This is a genomic window from Micromonospora sp. CA-248212, assembly GCF_050948405.1.
Taxonomy (GTDB): domain Bacteria; phylum Actinomycetota; class Actinomycetes; order Mycobacteriales; family Micromonosporaceae; genus Micromonospora.
Genome location: NZ_CP192023.1, coordinates 6,839,643 through 6,865,790, shown reverse-complemented (window position 1 = coordinate 6,865,790; position 26,148 = coordinate 6,839,643). Strand labels below are relative to the sequence as shown.

The following is a 26,148-nucleotide window of genomic DNA, read 5'->3' as shown; positions in this document are numbered from 1 at the left end:
CGAGGAAGCGTGCCGTGAGCGAGCAGAACGCCGTGCCAGTGGACCCCGCCGACGACCTTCCCGAGCAGATGAAGGTCCGCCGGGAGAAGCGGGACCGGATGCTCGCCGAGGGCGTCGAGCCCTACCCGGTCGGTTTCCCGCGGACCACCACGCTGGCCGAGATCCGTACCCGCTACGCCGAGCTGCCCACCGACACCGCCACCGGCGACGAGGTCTCGGTCACCGGCCGGGTGATCTTCGTACGCAACACGGGGAAGCTCTGCTTCGCGACCCTGCGGGACGGCGACGGCACGGAGTTGCAGGCGATGCTCTCCCTCGACCGGGTCGGCGCGGAGCGGCTGGAGGCCTGGAAGCGCCTCGTCGACCTGGGTGACCACGTCGGCGTGACCGGCGAGGTGATCACCAGCCGCCGGGGCGAGCTGTCGGTGCTGGCGCAGCGCTGGGAGATGACCGCCAAGGCGCTGCGGCCGTTGCCGGTGGCGCACAAGCCGCTCTCCGAGGAGGCGCGGGTCCGGCAGCGCTACGTGGACCTGATCGTCCGCCCGCAGGCCCGGCAGATGGTCCGTACCCGCGCGGCGGCGGTACGCAGCCTGCGCGATTCACTGCACGGTCAGGGTTTCATCGAGGTGGAAACTCCGATGCTGCAACTCCTGCATGGTGGTGCGGCGGCCCGACCGTTCGTGACCCACAGCAATGCGTTGAGCACCGATCTGTATCTGCGAATCGCGCCGGAACTGTTTTTGAAGCGCGCCGTCGTCGGTGGCGTGGATCGCGTCTTCGAGATCAACCGCAACTTCCGTAATGAGGGTGTCGACTCTTCGCACTCGCCGGAGTTCGCGATGCTGGAGACCTACCAGGCGTACGGGGACTACGACACGATCGGCGAGTTGACCCGCAATCTCGTGCAACAGGCGGCGATCGCGGTGAGCGGCTCGACGGTGGTGACCCACGCCGACGGGCGGGAGTTCGACCTGGGCGGCGAGTGGCGATCGGTGTCGCTGTTCGGGGTCCTTTCCGAGGCGCTCGGCGAGGAGGTCACGGTCCGTACCGAACACGCTCGGCTGGTCGAGTACGCGGACAAGGTGGGATTGGCCGTGGACCCGAAGTGGGGCCCAGGCAAGCTGGCCGAGGAGTTGTTCGAGGAACTGGTCGTCCCCGGCCTGCAGGCGCCCACCTTCGTACGCGACTACCCGGAGGAGACCAGCCCGCTCACCCGGGCGCACCGCAGCGAGCCGGGGTTGGCCGAGAAGTGGGACCTCTACGTCCTCGGTTTCGAGCTGGGCACCGGGTACTCCGAGCTGGTCGACCCCGTGGTGCAGCGGGAACGGCTGGTCGCCCAGGCGCAGCTCGCGGCCCGGGGCGACGACGAGGCGATGCGTCTCGACGAGGACTTTCTCCGGGCCATGGAGTACGGAATGCCGCCCGCCGGGGGTATGGGAATGGGAATCGACCGCCTGTTGATGGCCCTGACCGGCCTCGGAATTCGGGAAACGATCCTCTTCCCGTTGGTCCGCCCGGAGTAGTCGTCCGCCGACTCCCAGCGAGTCGTAACGGCATCCTATTGACGGGGCGAGCAGCACGGGGGTTATTGTGCTCTCATTAGCAGGAGCGCCCTGCTCGAAAGGAATGTGGGACGTGGCCAAGCAGATCATTCACAAGCTGGTCGATGACCTGGACGGCGGGGACGCGGACGAGACCGTCAAGTTCGCGCTCGACGGCGTTCAGTACGAGATCGACCTGTCCGGCGCCAACGCCGCGAAATTGCGCGACGTATTCGCGCCGTACGTGGGTGCCGGCACCAAGGTTGGTCGGGGTGGCGTGGTGATCGGTGGGCGGGCCGCCCGCGGTCGCGGTGGCGCCACCGCCGACCGGGAGCAGAACAAGGCGATCCGGGACTGGGCCAAGAAGGCCGGCAAGGACATCTCGGACCGCGGTCGTATTCCGCAGGAGATCGTCGACGAGTTCCACGCCAAGCGCTGATCTCGTTCAGCGCAGCGGTGGCGGCGGCCACCGCGGGGCGACACCGACGCCGGGCCGGAGCTTCCTCCGGGCCGGCGTCGCCGTCTTTCCACCCCGTCGGGGCCGCGTGCGGTGGTCGGGTCGCGGGCGGGAATGTCGGGCGGACCGGGCGACGTTGTCCACAGGCGGTGGAGAAGTTTTCCACAACCTGTGGATGACCGCCGAGACGCCCCGCTGGGCCTCTCCGGGCCTCTCTGGGCCGCTCCGGAGGCGGCGGAGGGCTTCTCCGTGGCCCACCGGATTTCGCTCTACGCGTAGCGACAGGGGTACCGGAACACCTCCTGAGCGCGGACGGTTGTGCAAAACGACGTGGAACTGACCCGGACCGGAGAGACACGACCTCAGCCGAGTCGGTCAGCGACGATAGAGTAAGGAGGCACGGACGCCCGTCCCGGACGTTCGTGCACCGGCCCCGCCAAGATCTTGACCATCAAGGCGCACGGCATGTGAGGAGCACGAGGGCATGTTCGAGCGGTTCACCGACCGAGCGCGACGGGTTGTCGTCCTGGCCCAAGAAGAGGCCCGGATGCTCAACCACAACTACATCGGTACGGAACACATCCTGCTGGGCCTGATCCACGAAGGTGAAGGCGTCGCGGCAAAGGCCCTGGAGAGCCTCGGCATCTCCCTGGAGGGCGTCCGTCAGCAGGTCGAGGAGATCATCGGCCAGGGCCAGCAGGCGCCGAGCGGGCACATCCCGTTCACGCCGCGGGCCAAGAAGGTGCTGGAGCTGTCGCTGCGCGAGGCGCTGCAGCTCGGCCACAACTACATCGGCACCGAGCACATCCTGCTCGGGCTGATCCGTGAGGGCGAGGGCGTCGCCGCCCAGGTGCTGGTCAAGCTCGGCGCCGACCTCAACCGGGTCCGCCAGCAGGTGATCCAGCTCCTCTCCGGCTACCAGGGCAAGGAGCCCGCCGCGGCGGGTGCCGCGCCGGGTGAGGCCGCGCCGTCGACCAGCCTGGTGCTGGACCAGTTCGGCCGCAACCTGACCCAGGCCGCCCGCGAGGGCAAGCTCGACCCGGTCATCGGGCGCGAGAAGGAAATCGAGCGGGTCATGCAGGTGCTCTCCCGCCGTACCAAGAACAACCCGGTCCTGATCGGTGAGCCCGGCGTCGGTAAGACCGCCGTGGTGGAGGGGCTTTCCCAGAAGATCATCAAGGGCGAGGTGCCCGAGACTCTGAAGGACAAGCAGCTTTACACGCTCGACCTGGGTGCGCTGGTCGCGGGCTCCCGCTACCGCGGTGACTTCGAGGAGCGCCTCAAGAAGGTGCTCAAGGAGATCCGCACGCGGGGCGACATCATCCTGTTCATCGACGAGATCCACACCCTCGTGGGCGCGGGTGCCGCCGAGGGCGCGATCGACGCCGCCAGCATCCTCAAGCCGATGCTGGCCCGTGGTGAGCTGCAGACCATCGGCGCCACCACGCTCGACGAATACCGCAAGCACCTGGAGAAGGACGCCGCTCTCGAGCGCCGGTTCCAGCCGATCCAGGTGGGTGAGCCGTCGCTGGCGCACACCATCGAGATCCTCAAGGGCCTGCGGGACCGTTACGAGGCGCACCACCGGGTCTCGATCACGGATGCAGCCTTGGTGGCTGCCGCAACTCTGGCCGACAGATACATCTCGGACCGCTTCCTGCCGGACAAGGCGATCGACCTGATCGACGAGGCCGGCGCCCGGATGCGGATCCGTCGGATGACCGCGCCGCCAGACCTGCGTGACTTCGACGAGCGCATCGCCCAGGTGCGTCGCGACAAGGAGTCCGCGATCGACGCGCAGGACTTCGAGCGCGCCGCCCAGCTGCGCGACAAGGAGAAGCAGCTCCTCGGTCAGAAGGCGCAGCGGGAGAAGGAGTGGAAGGCCGGTGACCTGGACGTCGTCAGCGAGGTCGACGACGAGCAGATCGCCGAGGTACTCGGCAACTGGACCGGTATCCCGGTCTACAAGCTGACCGAGGAGGAGACCTCGCGCCTGCTGCGCATGGAGGACGAGCTGCACAAGCGCGTCATCGGCCAGGAGGACGCGGTCAAGGCGGTCTCGAAGGCGATCCGGCGTACCCGGGCCGGCCTGAAGGACCCGAAGCGCCCGTCCGGCTCGTTCATCTTCGCCGGCCCGTCCGGTGTCGGTAAGACCGAGCTGTCCAAGGCGCTCGCCGAGTTCCTCTTCGGCAGCGAGGACGCCCTCATCCAGCTGGACATGTCCGAGTTCCACGACCGGTACACGGTGTCCCGCCTCGTGGGTGCCCCTCCCGGCTACGTCGGTTACGACGAGGGCGGGCAGCTGACCGAGAAGGTGCGTCGTCGTCCGTTCTCGGTGGTCCTGTTCGACGAGATCGAGAAGGCCCACCCGGACGTGTTCAACACGCTCCTGCAGATCCTCGAAGACGGTCGGCTCACCGACGGTCAGGGCCGGATCGTGGACTTCAAGAACACGGTCATCATCCTGACCACCAACCTGGGCACCCGCGACGTCGCCAAGGCGGTGTCGCTGGGCTTCCAGGCCTCGGAGGACTCCGAGTCGAACTACGACCGGATGAAGCAGAAGGTCAACGACGAGCTCAAGCAGCACTTCCGGCCTGAGTTCCTCAACCGGATCGACGACACCATCGTCTTCCACCAGCTGCGCCAGAGCGAGATCCTCTCGATCGTGGACATCATGATCCAGCGGATCGAGGGCCAGCTGCGCAACAAGGACATGGGTCTGGAGCTGACCGACAACGCCAAGAAGTACCTGGCGGCGAAGGGCTTCGACCCGGTGCTCGGTGCCCGTCCGCTTCGTCGCACGATCCAGCGCGACATCGAGGACAACCTCTCCGAGCGGATTCTGTTCAACGAGCTGACCCCCGGTCAGATCGTGGTGGTGGACTGCGAGGGCGACCCGAACGACATCGACAAGTCCAAGCTCGTCTTCCGGGGTGCGGAGAAGCCGGTCGAGGTTCCGGACGCCGTTCCGGCCGACCTCGGTGGCACCGCCGCCGGCACCGCGGCAGCGGCGACGGACGAGGTGGCATAACCAGCAGCACAGGGGGCGGGGCTCCGGCGGCGTAAGCCACCGGGGCCCCGCCCCTTTCTGCGCGCTGCCCCACTCCGTCGGCGGCGTTCCCACACCCGCGTCGGGCCGGCCGGGAGCGCTGGATCGAGGGTGATCTGGCGTCCGAGCGTAGGGCCCGGCGGGTCAGGTGATCAGGTTGGCGGCGGGGGTCGACGGGCCGTCGCCGGCGAGCCGGAACGAGTCGGCCCCGACGGGCTCCACGAGTCCGTCCTGCACCAGGCCGGCCAGTGCGCGGGCGCGCTGCACGTCGTCGGTCCACACCTGGTCGAGGCGCTGGTGCGGGACCGGCCCGGTGGTCTCCCGGAGCACCCCGAGCAGCAGTCCACGTACCTGTCGGTCGGTGCCCGCGTACCGCTGGGGACGGCGGGTGGGGCCGGTCGGTGGCGCCTGCCCGGAGGCCCGCCAGGCGCAGACCGACTCGACCGGGCAGGCCGTGCAGCGCGGCGCGCGGGCGGTGCAGAGCACCGCGCCCAGCTCCATGAAGGCGGCGCTGGCCAGCGCGGCGGCGGCGGGCTCCGGGGGCAGCAGCTCCTCGGTGGCGACCAGGTCGGCCGGGCGGGTGACCGGGCCGGCGTCCGGCTCACCGGCCACGGCTCGACAGACCACCCGTCGGACGTTGGTGTCGACGACCGGGTGTCGCTGCCCGAACGCGAACGCGGCCACCGCGCGTGCCGTGTACGTGCCCACGCCGGGCAGCGCCAGTAGCTGTTCCAGTCGGTCGGGCACCTGGCCGCCGTGTCGGTCCACGATGGCCACCGCACACTCCCGCAGTCGGACGGCGCGGCGCGGATAGCCGAGCCGCCCCCACATGCGGATCGCCTCGGCCGGGGTGTCCGCCGCCAGCGCCGCCGGGTCGGGCCAGCGGGCCAGCCAGGCGTGCCAGGCCGGCACCACCCGGACCACCGGCGTCTGCTGGAGCATGACCTCGCTGACCAGGATGGCCCACGGGGTCACGTCGGGTTCCCGCCACGGCAGGTCACGGGCGTGCTGCTGGAACCATCGGCTGACCAGCGCGGCGAAATCGGGTTGAGTCATGGCGTCGTCGATGATGTCACGCGGTCCGGTCCCGCTGGTTGGGCGGCTCGGGCAGGGTGTCGCCGTGCTGGTGGACGGATCGGGCAGAATGCGCGGATGAACGAGCTCGCGATCACCGTCATCGGCCGGGACCGGCCGGGCATCGTGGCCGACGTCGCCGAGGTGCTGGCCCGGCTGGGGGCGAACCTCACCGACAGCACGATGACCCGCCTGCGGGGGCATTTCGCGATGACCCTCATCTGCACCGGCCCGGCCGCCGCCGAAGTGGAGGCGGCGTTGGCGCCGCTGGCGACCGAGGGGCAACTTCTGGCGACCGTACGCGCGGTGACGCCGGACGGTGAGGTGGCGCCGGCCGGCGAGCCGTACGTGCTGGCGGTGCACGGGTCGGACCGGATGGGCATCGTGGCGGCGATGACCCGGGTGCTGGTGGACGCCGGTGGCAACGTCACCGACCTGAGCACCCGGCTGGCCGGTTCGCTCTACGTGGTGTTGGCCGAGGTCGAGCTGCCGGCGGGGGTCGTCGAGGCGCTTACCGAACGGCTGCACCGGACGGCCGCCGAGGTGGGGGTCGAGGTCACCCTCCGGCCGGCAGACCCGGATCTGCTGTGAGCGACGAGCGGGGCGAGGCGTACGCCGGTCTGGGGGATTGGACGCCGGAGTCGCTGGCGGTGGCGGGTGAGGTGCGGGCCGTCGTGTCGGCCCCGCACCCGGTGCTGAGCCGGGCCGGAGGCGACGTCGATCCCACCGCCGAGGAGATCATCCGGTTGGCCGCCGACCTGGTGGCCACGATGCGGGTCTCGCCGGGCTGCGTGGGTCTGGCGGCGCCGCAGGTCGGCGTGGGCGCCCGGGTCTTCGCCGTCGACGTGACGGGCCACCCGAAGGCGGTCACCGTGCACGGCACCTTCGTGCTGTGTAACGCCCGGGTGGTCGAGGCGACCCGATGGAAGCCGGGTCGGGAGGGCTGCATGTCCGTGCCGGACCTGACCGGGGACGTGAAGCGGGCGAGTCGGCTCGTCGTGGAGGGTGACCTGCCGGGCACGGGGGCGGCGGTCCGACTGGTGACGGACGGCTTCGAGGCGCGGGCGTTGCAGCACGAGATCGACCACTGTGAAGGGCTGCTCTTTCTGGACCGGGTGGCCGGCGCGCACGCCGTCTACCAGCGCAAGGTCTATCTCTGACCGGGCGGCCGGACGCCGGCCCGTCCGTCCTCAGTGGATGTTCTTCGCGCTGCCCCGCTGACGCTCCGGCGCGTCGTGACCCGCCGGTGGGTGCGGCGCGACTACGGTGGGGGGCATCATGCGTCTGACGGTCGGCCCCCTGCCACCCGCCGTGTACTGGCGGCGTCGCGCCGTCGTATTCGGAGCGGTGCTGCTTTTCCTGATTGTCGTGCTCTACTCCTGCACCGGCTCGGGTCGCTCCGGCGGTCACCCACGGGCCGGCTCGACGCCGACTCCGACGTCAAGCCCGGGGGCGGTGGGGCCGGTGCTGACCCCGCAGTCGGGGGCTCCCTCAGCGTCCGGGTCGGCGGCGCCGAGTGCCACGGAGCAATCCGCCGGTCCGGATGCCACGAACGCCACGGACCCCGGCCGCGGAGCCACCACCAATGACCCACCGCCGGACTCGGCCGCCGGGTCGGTCGACGACGGCACCTGCACCGACGCGGAGATCAGCGTGACGTCGGCGGCGCGGCCCAGTTCGGCACAGCGCGGCGCGGTGGTCGACCTCCAACTGAAGATCAAGAACACCTCGCAGCGTACGTGCAGCCGTAACGTCGGCGCCGACCTCCAGGAGATCTTCATCAAGGCGGGCGCCGAGAAGGTGTGGTCGTCCGACACCTGCGGCAAGGTCCAGGGCTCGGATGTGCAGTCGTTCACGCCCGGGTTCGAGCGCTCCTACCAGGTGGGCTGGAACGGACGGGACACCAGCCGGTGCGACGGCGCGGGTCTGGCCGCGGGGCCGTTCGCGCCGGCGGGGACGTACCAGGTGTTCGCCCGGGTCGGCACCAAGTACAGCGAGCCCGCGAAGATCACGATCACCGGCTGAGTCGGCACTCCGGCCAGCCGGATCGGCGGCGGATCAGACGTACCGCTCAAGGATGGATGCCTCGGCGAGCCGGGACAGGCCCTCGCGGACGCCCCGGGCGCGGGCGTCGCCCACACCCTCGACGGCCTGCAGGTCCTCCACGGTCGCGCCCAGCAGCCGCTGCAGGCTGCCGAAGTGCAGCACCAGACGGTCGACCACGGCCACCGGCAGGCGCGGAACCTTGGCCAGCAGCCGGAAGCCCCGCGGGCTGACGGCGGCATCCAGCGCGTCCGATGCGGCCGGGTAGCCGATCGCCTTGGCGACCGACACCAGGTCGATCAGCTCGGTGGCGCCCAGCAGATCCAGCTCCACCAGCGCCTCGTCCAGGGTGCGGGGCTTACGGCCGACGGGCAGGTAGTCCCGGATGACAAGCGTGCGGTCGGCGTCGACGCCGGCCATCAGCTCGTCGAGCTGGAGAGCGAGCAGTCGACCGTCGGTGCCCAGCTCGACGACGTAACCGGCGATCTCGTCGGCGATCCGGCGGACCATCTCCAGCCGCTGCACCACCGCCACCGCGTCCCGCACCGTGACCAGGTCTTCGATCTCGAGCGCGGAGAGCGTGCCGGAGACCTCGTCCAGCCGCAGCTTGTAGCGCTCAAGGGTGGCCAGCGCCTGGTTGGCCCGGGAGAGGATCGCGGCCGAGTCGTCGAGGACGTGCCGCTGACCGTTGACGTAGAGGCTGATGATCCGCATCGACTGGCTGACCGAGATCACCGGGTAGCCGGTCTGCCGGGCGACCCGTTCGGCGGTGCGGTGCCGGGTGCCCGATTCCTCCGTCGGGATGGACGGGTCGGGCATCAGGTGCACGGCCGCCCGGACGATGCGGGTGCCGTCACTGGACAGCACCACGGCGCCGTCCATCTTGCACAGCTCGCGGACCCGGGTCGCGGAGAACTCGACGTCCAGCGGGAAGCCGCCGGTGCAGAGGCCCTCGACGACCTTGTCGTAGCCGAGCACGATGAGCGCGCCGGTGCGACCCCGCAGGATGCGCTCCAACCCGTCGCGCAGCGCGGTGCCGGGTGCCATCAGGGCGAGATTCGCCCGCAGCGGATCGCCGGCACCCCCGGCAGCGGCGGTCACGCTCACGCTGATCGGGCGGGCCGGCGAGCCCACGGTGCCGGTGCGGGCCTGGGGCGGCGCTCCGGCAGGCTTGGTGGTATCGCGGTCGATCGGCACGGGCACAGTCTACGGACTGCCGTGCGGTGGGTGCTGTCGTGGTTACTGTGATGTGTCACGATGCCGCCCTTCGAACCGTTTCCACTTGCGGCGATGCTGTCCGTTATCGCCGTTGGCGTCGGCACGCTGAGTCACTCGGCGGACGCGCGGGCCGCATGGTGCAGGGCTGAGCGCACGTCAGTGACCTCGGTCACCCGCATCTGATCCGGCCCCGCACCGGTGCTCGCCGGGCCACAACCCGGCGGAACCAGCGCCACCTTGAACCCCAGGCGGGCGGCCTCCGCCAGCCGGCGCGGCACCGCACCGACCCGGCGCACCTCGCCGGTCAACCCCACCTCGCCGATCGCGACGAGATGCGGCGCGATCGCCAGGTTGAGCCCGCCGGAGGCGACCGCCAACGCGACGGCCAGGTCGGCTGCCGGCTCCACCACCCGGATGCCGCCGACGGTGGCCGCGAACACCTCCCGGTCGTGCAGGGTCAACCGCTCCGTACGCCGTTGCAGGACCGCGAGCACCATGGCCAGGCGGGCCGAGTCGAGGCCCGAGACGGTACGGCGGGGAGAGCCGGCCACCGTCGCGCCGATCAGGGCCTGTACCTCCGTGACCAGTGCCCGCCGCCCCTCCATCGCCACGGTCACGCAGGTGCCGGGCACCGGTTCGGAGTAGCGGGTGAGGAACAGCCCGGACGGGTCGGCCAGGCTGCTGATGCCGCCCTCGTGCATCTCGAAGCAGCCCACCTCGTCGGCCGCCCCGAACCGGTTCTTGACGCCGCGCACGAGCCGTAGCGAGGAGTGTTTGTCGCCCTCGAAGTGCAGCACCACGTCGACCAGGTGCTCCAGCACGCGCGGCCCGGCCACCTGACCGTCCTTGGTGACGTGCCCGACCAGCACGGTCGCGATGCCCCGCTCCTTGGCGACCGAGACCAGTGCGGCGGTGACCGCCCGGACCTGGGTCACGCCGCCCGGCACACCCTCGGTGCCGGTGGTCGAGATGGTCTGCACCGAGTCGAGCACCAGCAGGCCCGGCTTGACCGCGTCGAGGTGCCCGAGCACCGACGCCAGGTCGCTCTCGGCCGCCAGGTAGAGCTGCTCGTGCAGGGTGCCCATCCGCTCGGCGCGCAGCCGGACCTGACTGACCGATTCTTCCCCGCTGACCACCAGGGACGGGCTGCCGGCGCCCACCGCCCACTGCTGCGCCACGTCGAGCAGGAGGGTCGACTTGCCCACGCCGGGCTCGCCGGCGAGCAGCACGACCGCCCCGGGGACCAGGCCGCCACCGAGCACCCGGTCCAGCTCGCTCACCCCGGTCGGCCGGGCGCGGGCCGGAGCCGCGCTGATGGTGGCGATCGGCCGGGCCGGCTCGGCCGGCATCCGCGAACTGACCACCCGACCGGAGACGGTCGGCCCGGTCACCGTCGACTCGACCACCGAGCCCCACTCGCCGCACTCCGGGCAGCGACCCACCCACTTGGGCGGCTGGTGCCCGCAGGCGTCGCACTCGTACGCCGGGCGCGGTTCGCGGGTGGCGGACCGGGCGCGGGGCGCACCTGCCGCGCCGCCACGGCCGGAGGTCGATCGGGAGGTGGTCACATCAGGACGCTAGCCGCCTCGTACGACGAAAACACCCCGGCGTGGTGGTTCCCACGCCGGGGTGTTCCGTAGTTGAGGATCGGGCTCACTCGTGGGTGGTGCCACCCTCGTTGCCCTCGTAGCCGCCCTCGCGCTCGATGATCGGCGAGGCGGGGGCCGCCGGGGTGAGCGGCACCGCGATCGGCGCGGGGCCGGTGACCGTGTTGCCGTTGCCGAAGTCGAAGGTCACGACGACGTTCTGGCCGGAGCGCAGCGCCTCGGTCAGACCGACCAGCCGCAGCTGCGAGGTGGACTCCGAGTTGAGCTGGAGGTAGCTCAGCGGGGCCAGTTCGATGCGGGCGGGCTGGCCCGGCGCGGCAGCGCTGGCCGAACCCGACGCCCGCGCCGACTCCGGTGCGGACGGGGTCGCCGACGACGAACCGGTCTCGGACGGGGTCGCGGACGGGCTGGCCGAGCCGGACTCGGTGGTCGACGGGCTGGCCGAGCCCGACGGGGTGGCCGAGCCCGACGGGCTGGCCGAGGCCGACTCCGAGGCGGACGGCGTCGGGCTGGCCGAGCCACCCGAGATCAGCACCTCGCGGGCGCTCTGCGTGGTGACGGTGACCGTCACGGTGCTCTTCGAGTCGTTGTAGATCACCGCGTTGAGCGGGGCGTCCTGGCCGGCCCGGTAACCCTCGGTGCCGGGGTAGGTGACCAGCAGGCCACGCACCGAGTAGGCGCCGTTGGGGGTCGTGAGGTTGACGCCCTGGACGGACGGCTCCTTCAAAGCCGTCTCGGCGATCTGGCCAGCGCCGCATCCGGACGCGAGCAGGCTGGTGGCCGCCGCGACTCCGGACAGCAGCAGGGCCGCCCGCCGGGATCGGTTGATCGAGCGCGTCACGTCGGTCCTCCTCGTTACGATCCCCACCCGGGCGCACGCCGGGGGAGGTGGCCATACCCGCGCAGACCGCGCTCCAGGGTAGTTGGAGCTGATCGAGGCCCGCACGGGGACCCGGCAATGCCACCCCGCCGGGTGCCGTCACACCACCCGACCGCTCGCCACCAGCAGCGCGACGTCGATGAGGGCCACCAGCATCACCGCCCGGAAGGCAGCCACCGGCCGCCGGCCCGCGCGGGCCGCCGAGCGCCCGGCGTACCAACTCAGTGGCGGCACGACGGCGGCCGTGCCGACCGCCGCGAGCCCGAGGACCGACGGCGGTCCGGGTGGTCCCAGGACCAGGACGGCGGTCGCGGCGAGGAGCAGTCCGGCCGCGGCCGCCCGACTGCCCGCCGCGCCGAGGCGGTGCGGCAGGCCGCGTACACCCGTGCGGGCGTCGTCGGCGAGGTCGGGCAGCACGTTGGCGAAGTGCGCGCCGGCGCCGAGGCAGGCCGCCGCCGTCAGCAGCCAGAGCGGTGGGGTCGGTTCGCCGGGCAGCGCCAGCACCACGAAGCCGGGCAGCGCGCCGAAGGAGACGGCGTACGGCAGGACCGAGAAGACGGTGGCCTTGAGCGGCCAGTCGTAGAGCAGCGCGGAGACCAGGGCGACCGTGAGCCAGAGCGCCGCCCGGGGGTTCGTGGTCAGCGCCAGCAGCGGGCAGGCCACCGCGGCCACCGCGGCGGCCCAGGCCGTGACACGCCGGCCCACCGCGCCGGCGGCGACCGGCTTGTCGGTACGCCCCACCGTGGCATCCCGCTCGGCGTCCAACGCGTCGTTGGTCCAGCCAACCGCGAGTTGGCTGGCGAGTACGGCGAGCACCACGGAGGCGATTCCCCAGGGCCGGTGGCCCACTCCCCAGGCCAGCAGACCGGACACTGTGGTCACCGCGGCGGCCGGTTCCGGATGGCTCGCCCTGACCAGCCCTAACACCCTCGACGACATAAGGGAAGTCTGGTCGTTACCGAGCAGTCGTGCCACGCTCGGAGCCATGCGAGACGTGGCGTCGACCGCCCAGCGGGTGCTGCCGCGCAACGATCCGCGCCAGTACGACGACCTGGCCGGTGAGTGGTGGCGGCCGGATGGCGCGTTCGCGATGCTGCACTGGCTGGCCGAGGCCCGCGCGGCGCTCGTACCGCCGACGAGGAGTCCGGGCGCGGTCCTGGTCGATCTGGGCTGCGGCGCCGGTCTGCTCGCGCCGCACCTGGCCGGCAAGGGCTACCGGCACGTCGGGGTGGACCTGACCCGTTCGGCGCTGGTCCAGGCCGCCGGGCACGGCGTACGGGTGGTGCAGGGTGACGCCACGGCGGTGCCGCTGCCCGACGGGTGCGCCGACGTGGTCTCCGCCGGCGAGCTGCTGGAACACGTGCCGGACTGGCCGCGGGCGGTGGCCGAGGCGTGCCGCCTGCTGCGCCCGGGCGGCCTGCTCGTGCTGGACACGCTCAACGACACGGCGCTGGCCCGGCTGGTCGCGGTGCGGATCGCCGAGCGGCTGCCGACGGTGCCGCGTGGCATCCACGATCCACGGTTGTTCGTGGACGCGCGGGCGCTGGTGGCCGAGTGCGCCCGGCACGGCGTCGAGCTGCGCCTACGTGGGATCCGACCGCAGGTCGGGGGGCTGCTCGCCTGGCTGGTGCGGCGGGCCCGCGCGGCACGGACGCCGGGTGTGCCGTTGACCGGTCGTGCCCCGCGCATCGTGCCGACCCGGTCCACCGCCGTGCTCTACCAGGGCCAGGGGGTCCGCAGAGGATAGTCGGCTCGTGGCGGGGTATGGGACGCCGAGGAGGGAGCGATATGACGGTGCACGCGCTTGAGGCGGCCCGCCGATTGACGCCGCGGTTCGCCGCGCGGGCGGCGGAGCACGACCGGGACGGCTCCTTCCCGGCCGAGGACTTCCGTGACCTGCGGGAGGCCGGCCTCTTCGGGTTGATGGTGCCGCGCGCTCTCGGTGGCCTGGGCGCGAGCTTCGCGGATTACACCGCGGTCGCCACCGAGCTGGCCCGGGGCAACGGCGCGACGGCGCTGGTGTTCAACATGCACGCGTCGGTGACCGGCGCGCTGGGCGCGGTCACCGAGGAGTTGGCCGAGGCTCTGGGCGTGTCGGACGAGGCGCTGGCCGCCCGGGACCGGCTGCTCACCGCCGCTGCCCAGGGCGCCTGGTACGGCGTCGCGATGAGCGAGCGGGGCACCGGCGCGCGCCTCTCGCAGTTGAGCACGGTCTACGAGCCGACCGACGGCGGTTGGCACCTCAAGGGCAGCAAGACCTTCTGTTCCGGGGCCGGGCACGCCGACGGCTACCTGGTGGCCGCGCGCAGCGCCACCGACCAGTCGACGGTGTCGCAGTTCCTGGTGCCGGCCGGCGACGGTTTGAGCGTCGAGCCGACCTGGGACGCCCTCGGCATGCGGGCCACCTCGTCGCACGACCTGCATCTGGACGTCACCGTGCCGGGCGACCGGCTGCTCGGTGGGGTGGAGGGGTTGGCCCTCGTGATCGCCCAGCTCATGCCGCACTGGCTGGTGGCCAGCTACGCGGCCGTCTACGTGGGGGTGGCGCGGGCCGCCATCGACGCGGCGGCCGAGCACCTCAACGCCCGCAACCTGGCCGGTCTGCCGGCGGTGCGCTCGCGGCTGGGCCGGGCGGACGCGGCGACGGCTGCCGCCGAGCTGGCGGTGGCCGAGGCGGCCCGCCGGGTGGACGACGCGCCGGGTGACGCGGAGACCAACCGCTGGGTGTGGCGGGCGAAGCTGCTGGCCGGGACGACGGCCGCCGAGGTGGCGGCGTCGATGCTGGAGGCGGCCGGCACGTCGGCGACCCGACGTGGCCACCCGTTGGAGCGGCTCTACCGGGATGCCCGTTGCGGCTCACTGCACCCGGCCACGTCGGACGTCTGCGCCGACTGGCTGGGCATCGCCGCGCTGGGCGGGGACCCGGACCGCGACGGATCGGCACCGCGTTGGTGAGCGGGTGTCGCGGGAAACGTACGAGGGTGCGGCCGGCCGAGGTGGCCGGAGGGACGGCCAGGGGGAGGACAGCGTTTGACGAGAGGTGGGGATCGTGTCCGTACCAGTGATCGCGGGGCTCGGGACAGCGCAGCCGCCGTCCGCTTCGCAGGACGAGCTGTGGGAGGGCTTCTTCTCCCGGCACTTCTCCGGCAGCACCCGGGCGTTGGCCGAACGGATCTTCGCGAACTCGGGGGTGACCCGACGGCAGGCCGCGGTCAACCCGTTGCTCGAGGACGTCTCGGACTGGCCGACCGAGCGCCGGATGCGTCGCTACCAGGTGGAGGCGCTGCCGCTGGGCAAGGAGGCGGTGGGGCGCGCGTTGACCGCCGCCGGTCTGGACGCCGGCGACGTCGGGATGTTCATCGTCTGCTCCTGCACCGGGTACGCCACCCCGGGGCTGGACATCCTGCTCGCCCGTGACCTGGGCATGGCGGCGGACACCCAGCGCATGTTCGTCGGCCACATGGGCTGCTACGCGGCGCTTCCGGGGTTGGGCGCGGCGAGTGACTTCGTCACCGCCCGGGGCCGGCCGGCGTTGCTGCTCTGCGCGGAGCTGACCAGCCTGCACATCCAGCCGTCCACGGCCCGGGTCGACACCCAGCAGATCATCTCGCACGCGCTCTTCTCGGACGCCGCCGTCGCCGCCGTGGTGGTGCCCGGCGGCCGGGGGTACGCGTTGCGCGAGGTCGCCTCGGTCACCGACACCTCGACGGCCGACCACATGACCTGGGACGTCACGGACGCGGGCTTTCGGATGGGGCTGTCGTCGAAGGTGCCGCAGGTCCTCTCCCGGCACGTGCGCGGCCTGGTCGACGACCTGCTGGCCCGGCACGGCGGCACCATCTCCGACGTGGACGGTTGGGCCGTGCACCCGGGCGGGCCGCGGATCCTCAACGTGGTCGAGCGGGAGTTGGCCCTGCCGCCGGAGGCGTTGGCGGCGTCCCGGGCGACGCTGGACGAGCACGGCAACTGCTCCTCGCCGACGGTGCTGCTGATCCTGGACCGGTTGGGTCGGTCCACGCCGCCGCCCCGGCGGGTGGTCATGCTGGCGTTCGGTCCCGGCCTCACCCTGTACGCCGTCCTGCTCGATCGACAGGAGTGAACGCCAGCGACCCGACCGGTACGCTCGTTCCATGGATGCGGGGGCGGACGACCGGTTGCGGTCGGCGGTGCTGGTCGGTGCGGCCCTGGCCGCGCTCGCGGTGGGCGGCTGGTGGTGGCATGCCGCCGCGCCCGCCCCGGTGGCCGGGCCGGTGAGCTCACCGGTGGTCGCGCCCAGCGTCAGCACCGAACTGGAGCGCATCCTGACCCGCATCGAACCCGGGGAACGGGGCGTGACGGTTCGGATCGACCCGGAGACCGGCGAGGCCGTCCGGGTGGGCGGCAACTCGCGAATCGCGATCGACGCGGAGACGGGCGCGACCGCCGACGTCGACGGCGATGTGGGGATTCTCGTCCCCGGGAGTGACCTGCCCTCGTTCCGCAACACGATCTGGCGGGAGCAGCGGGAGTTGGCGCCCGGCGAGGAGCGGACCCGGCAGGCGTCCGACGACGGTTCCCGCTTCCTGCTCCAGTACCGGTGCACCCGACCGGGCACGCTGGCGGTGACGAGCACCGGGGCCGAGATCGCCGGCCCGCCGCGCATCGACTGCGACGGCACGCTCGCGTCCGCCCGGCTGCTGCCCGGCGGCGGGCCGTTCCGGGTGTCGCTGTCGGCCGTCGGCGACCAGCCCATCGACGTCGAGGCGCAGCTCGTCGCGCTGCCCCCGTCGTAGGCCGTTCAGCGGGCCAGGGCGGTCAGGTCGTCCTGGTACGCGTCGACGGGCCCGACGCCGGGCAGCACCCGGGTCACCACGCCGGTGCGGCCGACCAGCAGCGCGTTGGCGGCACCGGGGCCCAGGAACGAGCGCAGACCGCCGGCGGGGTCGGCCAGCGCGCGGACGCCGTCGACGGGTGGTGCGGTGGCGACAGCCCGGCCCTCGGTCACGGTGACCACCGTGACGCCGGTGGGCGCCGCCGCCACGGCCTCGGTGACGACGTCGGGGCAGCCACAGTCGTCCACGAGGATGATCATGGCGGGTAACAGGCCGCGGAGCGGAACGGGCGCCTGCCCGGCGTCGACCAGGTCCAGCGCGGGCAGCGCCTGACCGGTGAGCGAAACGGGTGGTGGGGAGGGCGCCGGAGTGGGCCGGTCGGTGCTCCGGCCGGCGCGGGGCCAGGTCACGGCGAGCAGGCCGGTCAGAGTGGTGAGCACCGCCACCACCAGGACGAGCAGCGGCAGGGCGAGTGCCCGGCGTCCGGCGTACCGGCCGGTGGCCCGGCGCAGCTCACGACGTACCTGGGCGGCCTCGCTGGCGAGGGCGGAGGCGTCGTCGGGGACGACGATGCGGCCCCACTCGGGTGGTAGGTCGGGCAGGCCGTCGGATGGCCCGTGGCCCTCTGCGTCCGGCTTGCCCATCGGACCCCCCAGGAAGCGTCTCGAGAGCGGAGTGTGGCTCGGACTCCAGGGTCCCGCACCGGGGGCACGTCCCGCTACATCTGGGCGCGGTCCCGCACGCCGGGATACCATGGGAGGAGCGCATAGCCCTTGATCTCGACGTTCTGTTCACTCGTATCGGGAAGTCATCCGATCGTCACGGAGCGTGTTTGAACCATCGGTTTGACCGCCTGTCAAGCTGAAGAAAGACCTCTCACAGGGCCCCTGAGCTGCGCCAACGGTCAGGACATCGGTGAGACATCGTTGCCTGAGCGTGTTACCCTAGACACAGCGAAAGGGGTTTCGAACCTATGGTTTTCAGTGTCGGCGAGACCGTTGTTTACCCCCACCACGGGGCCGCACTCATCGAGGCAATCGAGACTCGGGTCATCAAGGGCGAGCCCAAGCAATATCTCGTCCTGAGGGTCGCGCAGGGTGACCTGACGGTCCGGGTGCCGGCTGAGAACGCCGAGATCGTGGGCGTTCGCGAGGTGGTCGGCGAAGAGGGCCTCGGTAAGGTCTTCGACGTTCTCCGGGCTCCGCACACCGAGGAGCCGACCAACTGGTCGCGGCGTTACAAGGCCAACCTGGAAAAGCTGGCCTCCGGCAACCCGCTGAAGGTCGCCGAGGTCGTGCGTGACCTGTGGCGTCGGGAGCGGGAGCGGGGCCTCTCCGCAGGCGAGAAGCGGATGCTGGCCAAGGCCCGCGACATTCTCGTCGGCGAGGTCGCGCTGGCTGAGAAGAGCACCAAGGACGAGGCGGAGACGCTGCTCGACAAGGTCCTCACCGAGGCCTAGTCCGCACAGCATCGTCGTACCCACTTCGTAGCGAAGAAACCACCGAGGACCGCGACGTGACCGCGCAGCTCAACCCGCGCGGTGACGTCGCGGTCCTCGTGCCTGCGGCCGGTGCCGGCGTACGCCTCGGTCCCGGTCGACCCAAGGCGTTGCGCCTGCTCGCCGGAGAACCGCTGCTGGTGCACGCCGTGCGCCGGCTCGCCGCCGCACCGTCGGTCCACACGATCGTGGTGGCCGCACCGGCGGCCGAGGTGGCGGGTGTCCGTGAGTTGCTGGCCTCGGTGGCGCCGGTGACCGTGGTGGCCGGTGGCGCCGAACGACAGGCCTCCGTCGCCGCCGCGCTCGCGGCCGTGCCGGCCGGCCCGACAATCGTCCTGGTGCACGACGCCGCCCGCGCGTTGACCCCACCCGAGCTGGTCGAATCGGTCGCCGCCGCGGTCCGGGGCGGCCAGCCGGCGGTGATCCCGGTCCTGCCGGTCGTCGACACCATCAAGGAGGTCGGCCCCGACGAGGTGGTGCTGGGCACCGTCGACCGGTCCGCCCTGCGCGCCGTGCAGACCCCGCAGGGCTTCCGCCGGTCCGTGCTGGCCGCCGCGCACGCCGCCGCGGGTGATCCGCTCACCGACGACGCCGGCCTGGTCGAGAAGCAGGGTGTGGCGGTGGCCTGCGTGCCCGGCTCGGAGTACGCGCTGAAGATCACCCGTCCGTTCGACCTGGCACTGGCGGAGCACCTGCTCGCCGCCAGCGACTGACGCCTCGCGACCGCACGGCGGGACCGCACCTTCGTTCTACGCGTAGTCTCGGATCATGATCGTTCCTCGGGTGGCCATCGGCACCGATGTGCACGCGTTCGAGCCCGGCCGACCCTGCTGGGTTGCCGGCCTGCTCTGGCCCGACCAGGACGGTCTCGCCGGGCACTCGGACGCGGACGTCGCCGCCCACGCCGCCTGCAACGCGCTGCTCTCCGCCGCCGGGCTCGGTGATCTCGGCTCGGCCTTCGGGGTGGACCAGCCCGAGTGGGCGGGGGCGTCCGGCGTGGCGCTGCTGGCCGAGACGGCCCGCCGGGTGCGGTCCGCCGGCCTGGCGATCGGCAACGTGTCCGTGCAGGTCATCGGCAACCGGCCCAAGATCGGCCGTCGGCGGGATGAGGCTCAGCGGGTGCTCTCCGAGGCCGTCGGCGCACCCGTGACCGTCTCCGCCGCGACCACCGACGGGCTCGGCTTCGCCGGCCGTGAGGAAGGTCTGGCGGGCGTCGCCGTCGCGCTGGTGTACGACGCCCCGGCCGCCTAGGCTCGCCGCGATGTCCACCGATCCCGCCCCCGACCGGTTCGCCGCCGACGGCTACCTCGAACGCGCCCAGCTCCTCGCCGAGTTGGGCCGGCACGACGAGGCGGCCGGCGAGTTGACCGAGGGGCTCGCGCTGAAGCCCGCCGACCCGGACGCCCTCACCATGCTGGCCCGGGTGCATCTCGCCGCCGACCGGCCGGCCGACGCGCTCGCCGCCGCCGACTCGGCCGTTGCCGCCGCACCGGACGCCCCGCCGGCGCTCGTCGTGCGGGCGATGGCGCTGGCCGATCTGGGGCGGTACGCCGACGCGGCCGCCACCGCCGACCGGCTGCTGGCGCTCGGGCCGGCCGACGCGTACGCCCAGCGCAGCGCCGCGGCGATCCTGGCCGACGCGCGCAACGGCCAGCCGGCGCTGAACGCGGCCTGGCGTGGGGTCGAGCTGGCCCCCCAGGAGCCGCCGGCGCACCTGGTGCTCAGCCTGGTCGCGGCCCGGCTGGAGCTGTTCGACCTGGCCGAGCGGGCCTACCGGGAGGCGCTGCGGCTCGATCCCCGCCTCGCCGAGGTCGGGCACGACGTCGGCGTTCTGCGCCTGGAGCAGCGCCGCTGGTCTGCGGCGCTGGAGCAGATGGCCGAGATGGTGACGTTCGGCCCGAGCCGGATCGACTCCCCACGGACCCTCGCGTACGGCCTGCACCGCCTGGTGTTCTACGGCGCGGGCTGGTCACTGGTCGCCGCGGTGGTGGTCGCGTTCGCGGCGTCGGCGAACGACGGGTTCTCCCGGGTCCTGGCGGTGCTCGCCGCCCTGACCGGCGGTGTCGTGGTGTGGCAGCTCGCGGCCCGGCTTCCGGGGTTCACCCGGACCGTCCTGCCGGCCATGCTGCACGCCGACCGGACGATGGCCCTGGCGATCTACGCGGTGGCGGCCGCGCCGCTGCTGCTACTCGTGTACGCCATGGTCGGCTCGCCGTGGCCGCTGGTGCTCGCCATCCTCGCCACGGTGATAGCCGAGTTCGCCGCCTTCACCAGAACAACCGTCCGCTAGGGGCGGCGCGCCCACGTCCAGGCGTACCCCTCGTCTTCGCAGGCGCGTGCCGCGTCGCAGAGGTCGAGGGGGCGGAAGGTGTCGACCATGACGGCCAGCTCGTCGAAGTAGTCCGCGCCGATGGAGCGTTCGGCGGCGCCCGGCTGGGGCCCGTGGGTGAACCCGGAGGGGTGCAGCGAGATCGAGCCCTGCTCGATGCCGGAGCCGCGCCGGGCCTCGTAGTTGCCGCCGGTGTAGAAGAGCATCTCGTCGGAGTCGACGTTGTGGTGGTTGTACGGCACCGGGATCGACTGCGGGTGGTAGTCGACCTTGCGGGGCACGAAGGAGCAGATGACGAAGTTCGGGCCCTGGAAGGTCTGGTGCACCGGCGGGGGCTGGTGGATGCGGCCGGTGATCGGCTCGAAGTCGTGGATGGAGAACGCCCACGGGTAGAGGTGCCCGTCCCAGCCGACCACGTCGAACGGGTGGTTGGCGTAGACGTGGCGGGTCCAGCCGCGACGGTGCCGGACCAGAACCTCGACCTCCTCGCCGTCCACGAGTAGGGGCATGTCGGGGCCGCGGACGTCTCGTTCGCAGTACGGCGAGTGCTCCAGGAACTGCCCGCGTACGGAGAGGTAGCGCTTGGGCGGACCGATGTGCCCGGACGCCTCGACGGCGAGCAGCCGGACGGGCACGTCACCGGTGGGGACCAGCCGGTGGATGGTCGAGGTGGGGATGACGACGTAGTCGCCGGCGACCGCGTCCAGGGCCCCGAACGGCGACTCGACCCGCATCGTGCCGGCCTCGACGTACAGGCAGTGGTCGCCGGTGGCGTCGCGGAACAGCGGGGAGGGCCGGTCGGCGAGGACGTACCCGATGCGGACGTCGTCGTTGGCGAGCAGGTACTGCCGGCCGAGGATCGGGTCGGCATCGCCGGCGTCGAGCTTGTGGGTGCGCAGGTGGCGGGGCTTGAGCGGCAGGTTCGCCGTCCGGGTGAACGCGGGCGGGGTGAACACGTCGGCGGCCAGGATCGCGGTGGGCGCGTGCCGGTGGTAGAGCAGGGACGAGTCGGAGGAGAAGCCCTCCTGCCCCATCAGCTCTTCGGCGTAGAGGCTGCCGTCGGGCTGGCGGAACTGGGTGTGGCGCTTGCGCGGCACCTCGCCGACGCTGCGGTAGTACGGCATCTCGCCTCCCGATATATCCCGTTCACCGGCCGAAGGCGTCCGATAATCGGACGCTGTTGTCCGTTCCTTGTAGCGTCCCGTAGATTCTTGTTCCGTGTCAACGCAGGTGCCCGCGCTCCTCGACGGCCTGGTGGACGACGCCGCCGTCTTCCCTCCGGGCAGCGCCACGCTGCCCGACGCTCTGAAGGCGCACCGCCAGCACCGCGCCGCCTGGTACGCGGATCTGGTCGGCCCGCTGCTCGTCCCCGCCTCGACCGTCGTGACCGGCAACCTGAGCGGTCTCGTCGACCAGCGTGAGGGCCTGGTAATCGGGCTGATCGGTGACACCGGGATCGCCCGCCTGCCCTTCGCGCTCTCGTTCCTGCCACCCGACGGCGTCACGGCCCGCCAGGTGGAGGTGGCCGTCGCCAAGCGGGGCGAGGACCCGCTACCCGGCGTCGCCGAACTGCTGCGGCTGACCGAGACCCTGCCGGGCGTCGAGGCCGTCTACGCCGAGCTGCCGCTGACCTTCGGCCTGATGGGCGCCCTGGACGCCCTCGCCACCGCCCGCGCCGACGGCGTGCCGATCGCCGCCAAGTTCCGCACCGGCGGCCTCGCCGCCGAACTGTTCCCCACCCCGGCCGAGCTGGCGGCGGTGCTCTGCGCCTGCCGCGACCGCGCGCTGCCGTTCAAGCTCACCGCCGGACTGCACCAGGCGGTGCGGCACCTCGACCCGGAGACCGGGTTCACCCACCACGGCTACGCCAACGTGCTGGCCGCGACGCTCGCCGCCGCCGACGGGGAGAGCGTGCGCGTGATCGCCGAGCTGCTGGCCGCCCTCGATCCACGTCCGCTGCTCGAACGCGTCAACGGACGGCTGGACGCGCCGCGCCCGCTCTGGGTCGGCTTCGGCTCGTGCAGCATCCTGGAACCACTTACCGATCTGATCCGGCTGGGGCTGGTGAACGGGGGCTACGACGCATGACCTGGGTGAGCGGCGTTGACGGTTCGCCGTACGGCGTGACGAACCTGCCGTACGGGGTGTTCTCCTCCGGCGGGGACGGGCCGCGGATCGGCGTACGCATCTCCTCGTGGGTGTTCGACCTGACCGGGGCGGAGGCCGCCGGGCTGGTGCTGGCCGCCGGCGCGCTGGGCCGGCCCACCCTCAACGACTTCATGGCGCTCGGGCGTCCGCAGTGGACGGCGGTCCGCCAGCGGATCGTGGAGCTGCTCACCGACCCGGCGCACCGGCCGGCGGTCGAGCCGCTGCTGGTGCCCCTGGCCGACGTGGAGATGCTGCTCCCCTTCGAGGTGGCCGACTACGTCGACTTCTACTCCTCGGAGCACCACGCGTCGAACGTCGGGCAGATCTTCCGCCCGGGTCAGCCGCCGCTGCTGCCGAACTGGAAGCACCTGCCGATCGGCTACCACGGCCGCGCCGGGACCGTCGTGGTCTCCGGCACGCCGGTGGTCCGGCCCACCGGGCAGCGGGCGTCCGCCGAGGGTCCGGTGACCGGCCCGTCGGTACGCCTCGACATCGAGGCCGAGGTCGGCTTCGTGGTGGGTGTGCCCAGCGCATTGGGCGACCGGGTCCCGGTGGCGGACTTCGCCGATCACGTCTTCGGGGTGGTGCTGGTCAACGACTGGTCGGCCCGCGATATCCAGGCCTGGGAGTATCAGCCGCTCGGCCCGTTCCTCGGCAAGTCCTTCGCCACCTCGGTCTCGGCCTGGGTGACGCCGTTGGAAGCGTTGGCCGACGCCTTCGTGCCGGCTCCGGATCAGGACCCGCCGGTCGTCGACTACCTGCGCGACGTCCCGCACCTGGGGCTCGACCTGCGGCTGTCGGTCGAGTGGAACGGCGAACGGGTCAGCGAACCGCCGTTCGCCGGCATGTACTGGACGCCGGCCCAGCAGTTGGCGCACCTGACCGTCAACGGCGCGTCCCTGCGCACCGGCGACCTGTACGCCTCGGGCACCGTCTCCGGCCCCGAGCGCTCCCAGGTCGGCTCGTTCCTGGAACTGACCTGGGGCGGGGCCGAGCCGGCCAAGGTCGGCGCCGAGAGCCGTACCTTCCTCGCCGACGGCGACACCGTCACCATCACCGCCACCGCGCCCGGGTTGGACGGCACCACCATCGCCCTGGGCGAGGTCACCGGAACGGTCCAGCCGGCCCGCTGAGGCACCCGCCGCCGGGCCGTCTCATCGACGAGACTCATGGTCGCACCGTCTGTGCGATAACCACCCCCCGGTTACCCCGTTGATCACGCGGATCAGTCGCCCCGCCACCCCCTGTCCAGTGGTGGGGCGTCCCGACGCACACGGAGGTAACAACGATGCACGATCTCAACGGAGCGCTCTGGCGCACCAGCAGCCGGTCCAACGACCAGGGACTCTGCGTGGAGGTGGCGGACAACCTGGTCGACGTGATCGGCCTGGTCGCGGTCCGCGACTCCAAGGACCAGAGCGGCCCCACACTGGCCGTCAGCCCGCCGGGATGGACAGCGTTCGTCGGGGCGATCAGGTCCGGTCGCTTCGAACGCTGAGCGGTGTCGCACCGGCGGAACGGACAACGTGGCCTCCGGGTGGTGGAAATTCCGTCCGGGGGCCTCGTCCGGCCCGCACCGCGCGTACCGTCGGTGGCACGGGAGGGTGGCATGTCGACGGTCGCGGTTACCGGTTTCATCGAGGCGGACGCCGTCGATGTCTGGTGCCTGCTGACCGACCTGTCCGACCGGGCCGCCCGACTGACCGGGGCCGGCCCGGTCGAGGTGCTGACCCCGGGCCCGTTCGGGCCGGGCACCGCCTGGCGTGCCGAGCGCGCCCAGCCGGGCGGCGGCACCCTCACCGAGGAGTTCCTGGTGGTGGAGGCGCTCGCACCCCAGCGGCTGGTGCTCTGCTCCTCCGGCGCCGGTGCGGACTACCGGATCACCTGGCGTCTGCGTCCGGCCCGGCGACGTCGCGGCCCGCGCACCGCGGTCACCGTCACCCAGGAGGCGGTGCCGACCGATCCGTACGGGCGGGTGGTGGCCCTGCTGCTCGGTGGCCTCGCCGCCCGTGCGGTCGAGGTGGCGCTCCGGCGTGACCTCGCCGACCTGGCCGTCGCTGCTCGCGCCGCCGGCTCGCTCGAAGCGGCCTGAGCGCACGTGCCCGGAGCTTGACCCGTACAACCTGACCGGGCTCCGACCCAGTGCGCTGGGTAGGGTGCCGGGCGGAGGTGCGGCATGGGGTTCCCGAGGGGCCGGCGACGGCTCGTGCTGGCGGTGGCGGTGCTACTCGCCGTGGCGGCCGTCGCGGTCGTCGTCCACCGGGTGCTCGCGCCGGCCGAGGTGAGTACGCCCGCCCGAGCGGACTATCCGGCGACGCCCCAACCCGCGGCCGGTGTGATCGGCCGTCTCCCGGTCGCCCCGTTGATCGTGGACGGGCGGCTGCGGGTGTACGCCGCCCACCGCCAGGTCTACGCCGACCGGCCGGTCGACTGGCGGCACCGCACCACCCCCTACTGGTCGTACCGGCGGTGGCCGGCGGAGCTGACCGGGGTGGTGGCGAGCGGCGCCATCGTGGTCAGCCGCTGGTCGGACGGCCGGCTGGTCGCGCTCGACGCGTCCACCGGGCGGGTCCGCTGGCGGGCCGACGGGCCGGTGCCCGTTGCGAGCACGGCGGTGGTCCGGCGCACCGGTGCCGCCATCGTCTGGAACCCCAGCGGGCTCCTTTTCACCGACCTCCCGGACGGCCGGACCGTGCTGACGGTCACCGGGAACGGGCGGGCGAGCGGGGTGGAGGTGTCCAGCGGTCGGGAGCTGTGGCGGACCGACCTGCCCGGCGACTGCCGCAGCGACGTCGGCACCACGGCGACCGGGCAGTTGATCGGACTGGACACCTGCTCCGGCCCGGCCACGATCGAGTTCCGGGACGCCGCGACGGGCCTGGTGGGCGAGCGCTGGCGACCCCCGGGCGACCCGGATCACCTGGTGGTCACCCCGCTCGGATGTCGTACCGGCCGGTCGGGGTGTCTGGCCCTACGCACGGCGGGTCCGGGTGACGCCGGTGGCCGGGGTTGGGCGTTGGGCGGTGGCGAGCCGGTGGCCGCGCCCGCGTTGGACCCGGCCGGCGTCGTCGTGGTCGGCGAACAGGCTGTCGGTGTCGTCGACGGGGTAGCGGTGGGTCGGTCGGCGCGTACGGGTGCCGAGCTGTGGCGTTCTGCGGGCCTGGGCCCGGCGCGGGTGCTCGCCGCCCAGCCCGGCCGGGTGCATCTGCTGACCGAGGGGAACGACCTGGTGACGCTCGACCCGGCGACCGGGCGTCTGCTGTCCCGCAGCACGCTCAACGTCGGCTCGGACGGCACGGGCTGGACGCCCGGGGCGGTCTGGGCCGAGGCCGGCTACGTCGCGATGGAGCGGCTGCGCGAGCCGGTCGATCCGGACGGCGACGACCAGCGCTACTACCTGACCTCGGAGGCGGTGATCCTGGCCGCCACCTGATCGGGGCACCGGGTTCCGAATCTTTCACCACATCTGTCCGGAAAAGGTACTTTTCTC

The 26,148-nt window shown here is 72.4% G+C and carries 26 protein-coding genes; 19 read left to right on the top strand and 7 right to left on the bottom strand.

Annotated elements, in window-relative coordinates:
- Nucleotides 1-14 precede the first annotated feature (14 nt).
- The 3 genes from lysS (at nt 15) to ACQP03_RS32315 (ending at nt 5,032) form a co-directional block, all read left to right on the top strand.
- Nucleotides 15-1,523, top strand: coding sequence for a lysine--tRNA ligase (gene lysS / locus ACQP03_RS32325; RefSeq protein ID WP_357128648.1), 1,509 nt, complete (start codon nt 15-17; stop codon nt 1,521-1,523).
- A gap of 112 nt (nt 1,524-1,635) precedes the next feature.
- Entirely contained in the window at nt 1,636-1,980 is a 345-nt protein-coding gene (locus ACQP03_RS32320) for a histone-like nucleoid-structuring protein Lsr2 (protein WP_355051005.1), read from the top strand.
- Between the two features lie 502 nt (nt 1,981-2,482).
- Nucleotides 2,483-5,032, top strand: a complete 2,550-nt coding sequence (locus ACQP03_RS32315; protein ID WP_357128651.1) for an ATP-dependent Clp protease ATP-binding subunit — start codon at nt 2,483-2,485, stop codon at nt 5,030-5,032.
- A 162-nt stretch (nt 5,033-5,194) separates the two neighbouring features.
- Here the strand turns inward: ACQP03_RS32315 and ACQP03_RS32310 are convergent, their stop codons facing one another.
- A complete protein-coding gene (locus tag ACQP03_RS32310; protein WP_357172573.1) occupies nt 5,195-6,106 on the bottom strand; it encodes an A/G-specific adenine glycosylase in 912 nt (303 codons plus the stop codon).
- A 96-nt stretch (nt 6,107-6,202) separates the two neighbouring features.
- Between ACQP03_RS32310 and ACQP03_RS32305 the strand changes: the two genes are divergently transcribed.
- From ACQP03_RS32305 to ACQP03_RS32295, 3 genes are all read left to right on the top strand, one after another.
- Nucleotides 6,203-6,715: a glycine cleavage system protein R gene (locus tag ACQP03_RS32305; RefSeq protein WP_357128657.1), complete on the top strand. Its 513-nt coding sequence runs from the start codon at nt 6,203-6,205 to the stop codon at nt 6,713-6,715.
- A complete protein-coding gene (locus ACQP03_RS32300; RefSeq protein ID WP_357128660.1) occupies nt 6,712-7,284 on the top strand; it encodes a peptide deformylase in 573 nt (190 codons plus the stop codon). The genes ACQP03_RS32305 and ACQP03_RS32300 overlap by 4 nt, the downstream gene beginning before the upstream one ends.
- Nucleotides 7,285-7,402: 118 nt before the next feature.
- Entirely contained in the window at nt 7,403-8,149 is a 747-nt protein-coding gene (locus ACQP03_RS32295; protein ID WP_357172568.1) for a hypothetical protein, read from the top strand.
- 33 nt (nt 8,150-8,182) lie between these two features.
- Here ACQP03_RS32295 and disA read toward each other — a convergent pair whose 3' ends face one another.
- The 4 genes from disA to ACQP03_RS32275 all read right to left on the bottom strand — a co-directional run bounded on the left by disA (nt 8,183) and on the right by ACQP03_RS32275 (nt 12,811).
- Nucleotides 8,183-9,364: a DNA integrity scanning diadenylate cyclase DisA gene (gene disA, locus ACQP03_RS32290; RefSeq protein ID WP_433459542.1), complete on the bottom strand. Its 1,182-nt coding sequence runs from the start codon at nt 9,362-9,364 to the stop codon at nt 8,183-8,185.
- A 131-nt stretch (nt 9,365-9,495) separates the two neighbouring features.
- Nucleotides 9,496-10,953 carry a DNA repair protein RadA gene (gene radA, locus ACQP03_RS32285; RefSeq protein WP_357128667.1) on the bottom strand — a complete coding sequence of 486 codons (1,458 nt, stop codon included), beginning with the start codon at nt 10,951-10,953 and terminating at the stop codon, nt 9,496-9,498.
- An 85-nt stretch (nt 10,954-11,038) separates the two neighbouring features.
- Nucleotides 11,039-11,833: a hypothetical protein gene (locus ACQP03_RS32280; RefSeq protein ID WP_357172565.1), complete on the bottom strand. Its 795-nt coding sequence runs from the start codon at nt 11,831-11,833 to the stop codon at nt 11,039-11,041.
- 138 nt (nt 11,834-11,971) lie between these two features.
- Nucleotides 11,972-12,811 (bottom strand): UbiA family prenyltransferase, encoded by an 840-nt coding sequence (locus tag ACQP03_RS32275; RefSeq protein ID WP_357128673.1) that lies wholly within the window; start codon nt 12,809-12,811, stop codon nt 11,972-11,974.
- A 46-nt stretch (nt 12,812-12,857) separates the two neighbouring features.
- Here ACQP03_RS32275 and ACQP03_RS32270 point away from each other — a divergent pair, with 46 nt between their 5' ends.
- The 4 genes from ACQP03_RS32270 (at nt 12,858) to ACQP03_RS32255 (ending at nt 16,644) form a co-directional block, all read left to right on the top strand.
- Nucleotides 12,858-13,619 (top strand): class I SAM-dependent methyltransferase, encoded by a 762-nt coding sequence (locus ACQP03_RS32270; protein WP_357128676.1) that lies wholly within the window; start codon nt 12,858-12,860, stop codon nt 13,617-13,619.
- Nucleotides 13,620-13,660: 41 nt separating this feature from the next.
- Nucleotides 13,661-14,827, top strand: a complete 1,167-nt coding sequence (locus tag ACQP03_RS32265) for an acyl-CoA dehydrogenase family protein (protein ID WP_357128679.1) — start codon at nt 13,661-13,663, stop codon at nt 14,825-14,827.
- 85 nt (nt 14,828-14,912) lie between these two features.
- Entirely contained in the window at nt 14,913-15,971 is a 1,059-nt protein-coding gene (locus tag ACQP03_RS32260) for a type III polyketide synthase (RefSeq protein WP_433459538.1), read from the top strand.
- Between the two features lie 31 nt (nt 15,972-16,002).
- The gene (locus ACQP03_RS32255; protein WP_357172562.1) at nt 16,003-16,644 is read left to right on the top strand and encodes a hypothetical protein; all 642 of its coding nucleotides are present in this window, start codon (nt 16,003-16,005) and stop codon (nt 16,642-16,644) included.
- Nucleotides 16,645-16,649: 5 nt separating this feature from the next.
- Here ACQP03_RS32255 and ACQP03_RS32250 read toward each other — a convergent pair whose 3' ends face one another.
- Entirely contained in the window at nt 16,650-17,327 is a 678-nt protein-coding gene (locus ACQP03_RS32250) for a hypothetical protein (RefSeq protein ID WP_357128688.1), read from the bottom strand.
- Between the two features lie 329 nt (nt 17,328-17,656).
- Between ACQP03_RS32250 and ACQP03_RS32245 the strand changes: the two genes are divergently transcribed.
- The 4 genes from ACQP03_RS32245 to ACQP03_RS32230 are packed head-to-tail and all read left to right on the top strand — an operon-like array spanning nt 17,657 to nt 20,471.
- Nucleotides 17,657-18,142 (top strand): CarD family transcriptional regulator, encoded by a 486-nt coding sequence (locus tag ACQP03_RS32245; protein WP_007073334.1) that lies wholly within the window; start codon nt 17,657-17,659, stop codon nt 18,140-18,142.
- A 56-nt stretch (nt 18,143-18,198) separates the two neighbouring features.
- Nucleotides 18,199-18,894: a 2-C-methyl-D-erythritol 4-phosphate cytidylyltransferase gene (ispD, locus tag ACQP03_RS32240; protein ID WP_357128691.1), complete on the top strand. Its 696-nt coding sequence runs from the start codon at nt 18,199-18,201 to the stop codon at nt 18,892-18,894.
- Nucleotides 18,895-18,946: 52 nt separating this feature from the next.
- Nucleotides 18,947-19,432, top strand: coding sequence for a 2-C-methyl-D-erythritol 2,4-cyclodiphosphate synthase (gene ispF / locus ACQP03_RS32235; RefSeq protein ID WP_357129236.1), 486 nt, complete (start codon nt 18,947-18,949; stop codon nt 19,430-19,432).
- 10 nt (nt 19,433-19,442) lie between these two features.
- The gene (locus tag ACQP03_RS32230; protein WP_433459534.1) at nt 19,443-20,471 is read left to right on the top strand and encodes a tetratricopeptide repeat protein; all 1,029 of its coding nucleotides are present in this window, start codon (nt 19,443-19,445) and stop codon (nt 20,469-20,471) included.
- Here ACQP03_RS32230 and ACQP03_RS32225 read toward each other — a convergent pair.
- Complete coding sequence (locus ACQP03_RS32225; RefSeq protein WP_357172550.1) at nt 20,468-21,634, bottom strand: homogentisate 1,2-dioxygenase; 1,167 nt, start codon at nt 21,632-21,634, stop codon at nt 20,468-20,470. The genes ACQP03_RS32230 and ACQP03_RS32225 overlap by 4 nt on opposite strands.
- 94 nt (nt 21,635-21,728) lie before the next feature.
- Between ACQP03_RS32225 and ACQP03_RS32220 the strand changes: the two genes are divergently transcribed.
- From ACQP03_RS32220 to ACQP03_RS32200, 5 genes are all read left to right on the top strand, one after another.
- The gene (locus tag ACQP03_RS32220; RefSeq protein WP_433459532.1) at nt 21,729-22,598 is read left to right on the top strand and encodes a hypothetical protein; all 870 of its coding nucleotides are present in this window, start codon (nt 21,729-21,731) and stop codon (nt 22,596-22,598) included.
- Entirely contained in the window at nt 22,595-23,791 is a 1,197-nt protein-coding gene (fahA, locus tag ACQP03_RS32215; RefSeq protein ID WP_433459530.1) for a fumarylacetoacetase, read from the top strand. Before ACQP03_RS32220 ends, fahA begins: the two co-directional genes overlap by 4 nt.
- Nucleotides 23,792-23,946: 155 nt before the next feature.
- Nucleotides 23,947-24,156 carry a DUF397 domain-containing protein gene (locus ACQP03_RS32210; RefSeq protein ID WP_357392303.1) on the top strand — a complete coding sequence of 70 codons (210 nt, stop codon included), beginning with the start codon at nt 23,947-23,949 and terminating at the stop codon, nt 24,154-24,156.
- Between the two features lie 111 nt (nt 24,157-24,267).
- A complete protein-coding gene (locus ACQP03_RS32205) occupies nt 24,268-24,750 on the top strand; it encodes an SRPBCC family protein (protein ID WP_357392304.1) in 483 nt (160 codons plus the stop codon).
- Between the two features lie 84 nt (nt 24,751-24,834).
- A complete protein-coding gene (locus ACQP03_RS32200) occupies nt 24,835-26,091 on the top strand; it encodes a PQQ-binding-like beta-propeller repeat protein (RefSeq protein WP_433459527.1) in 1,257 nt (418 codons plus the stop codon).
- The last annotated feature ends 57 nt before the right edge of the window (nt 26,092-26,148 follow it).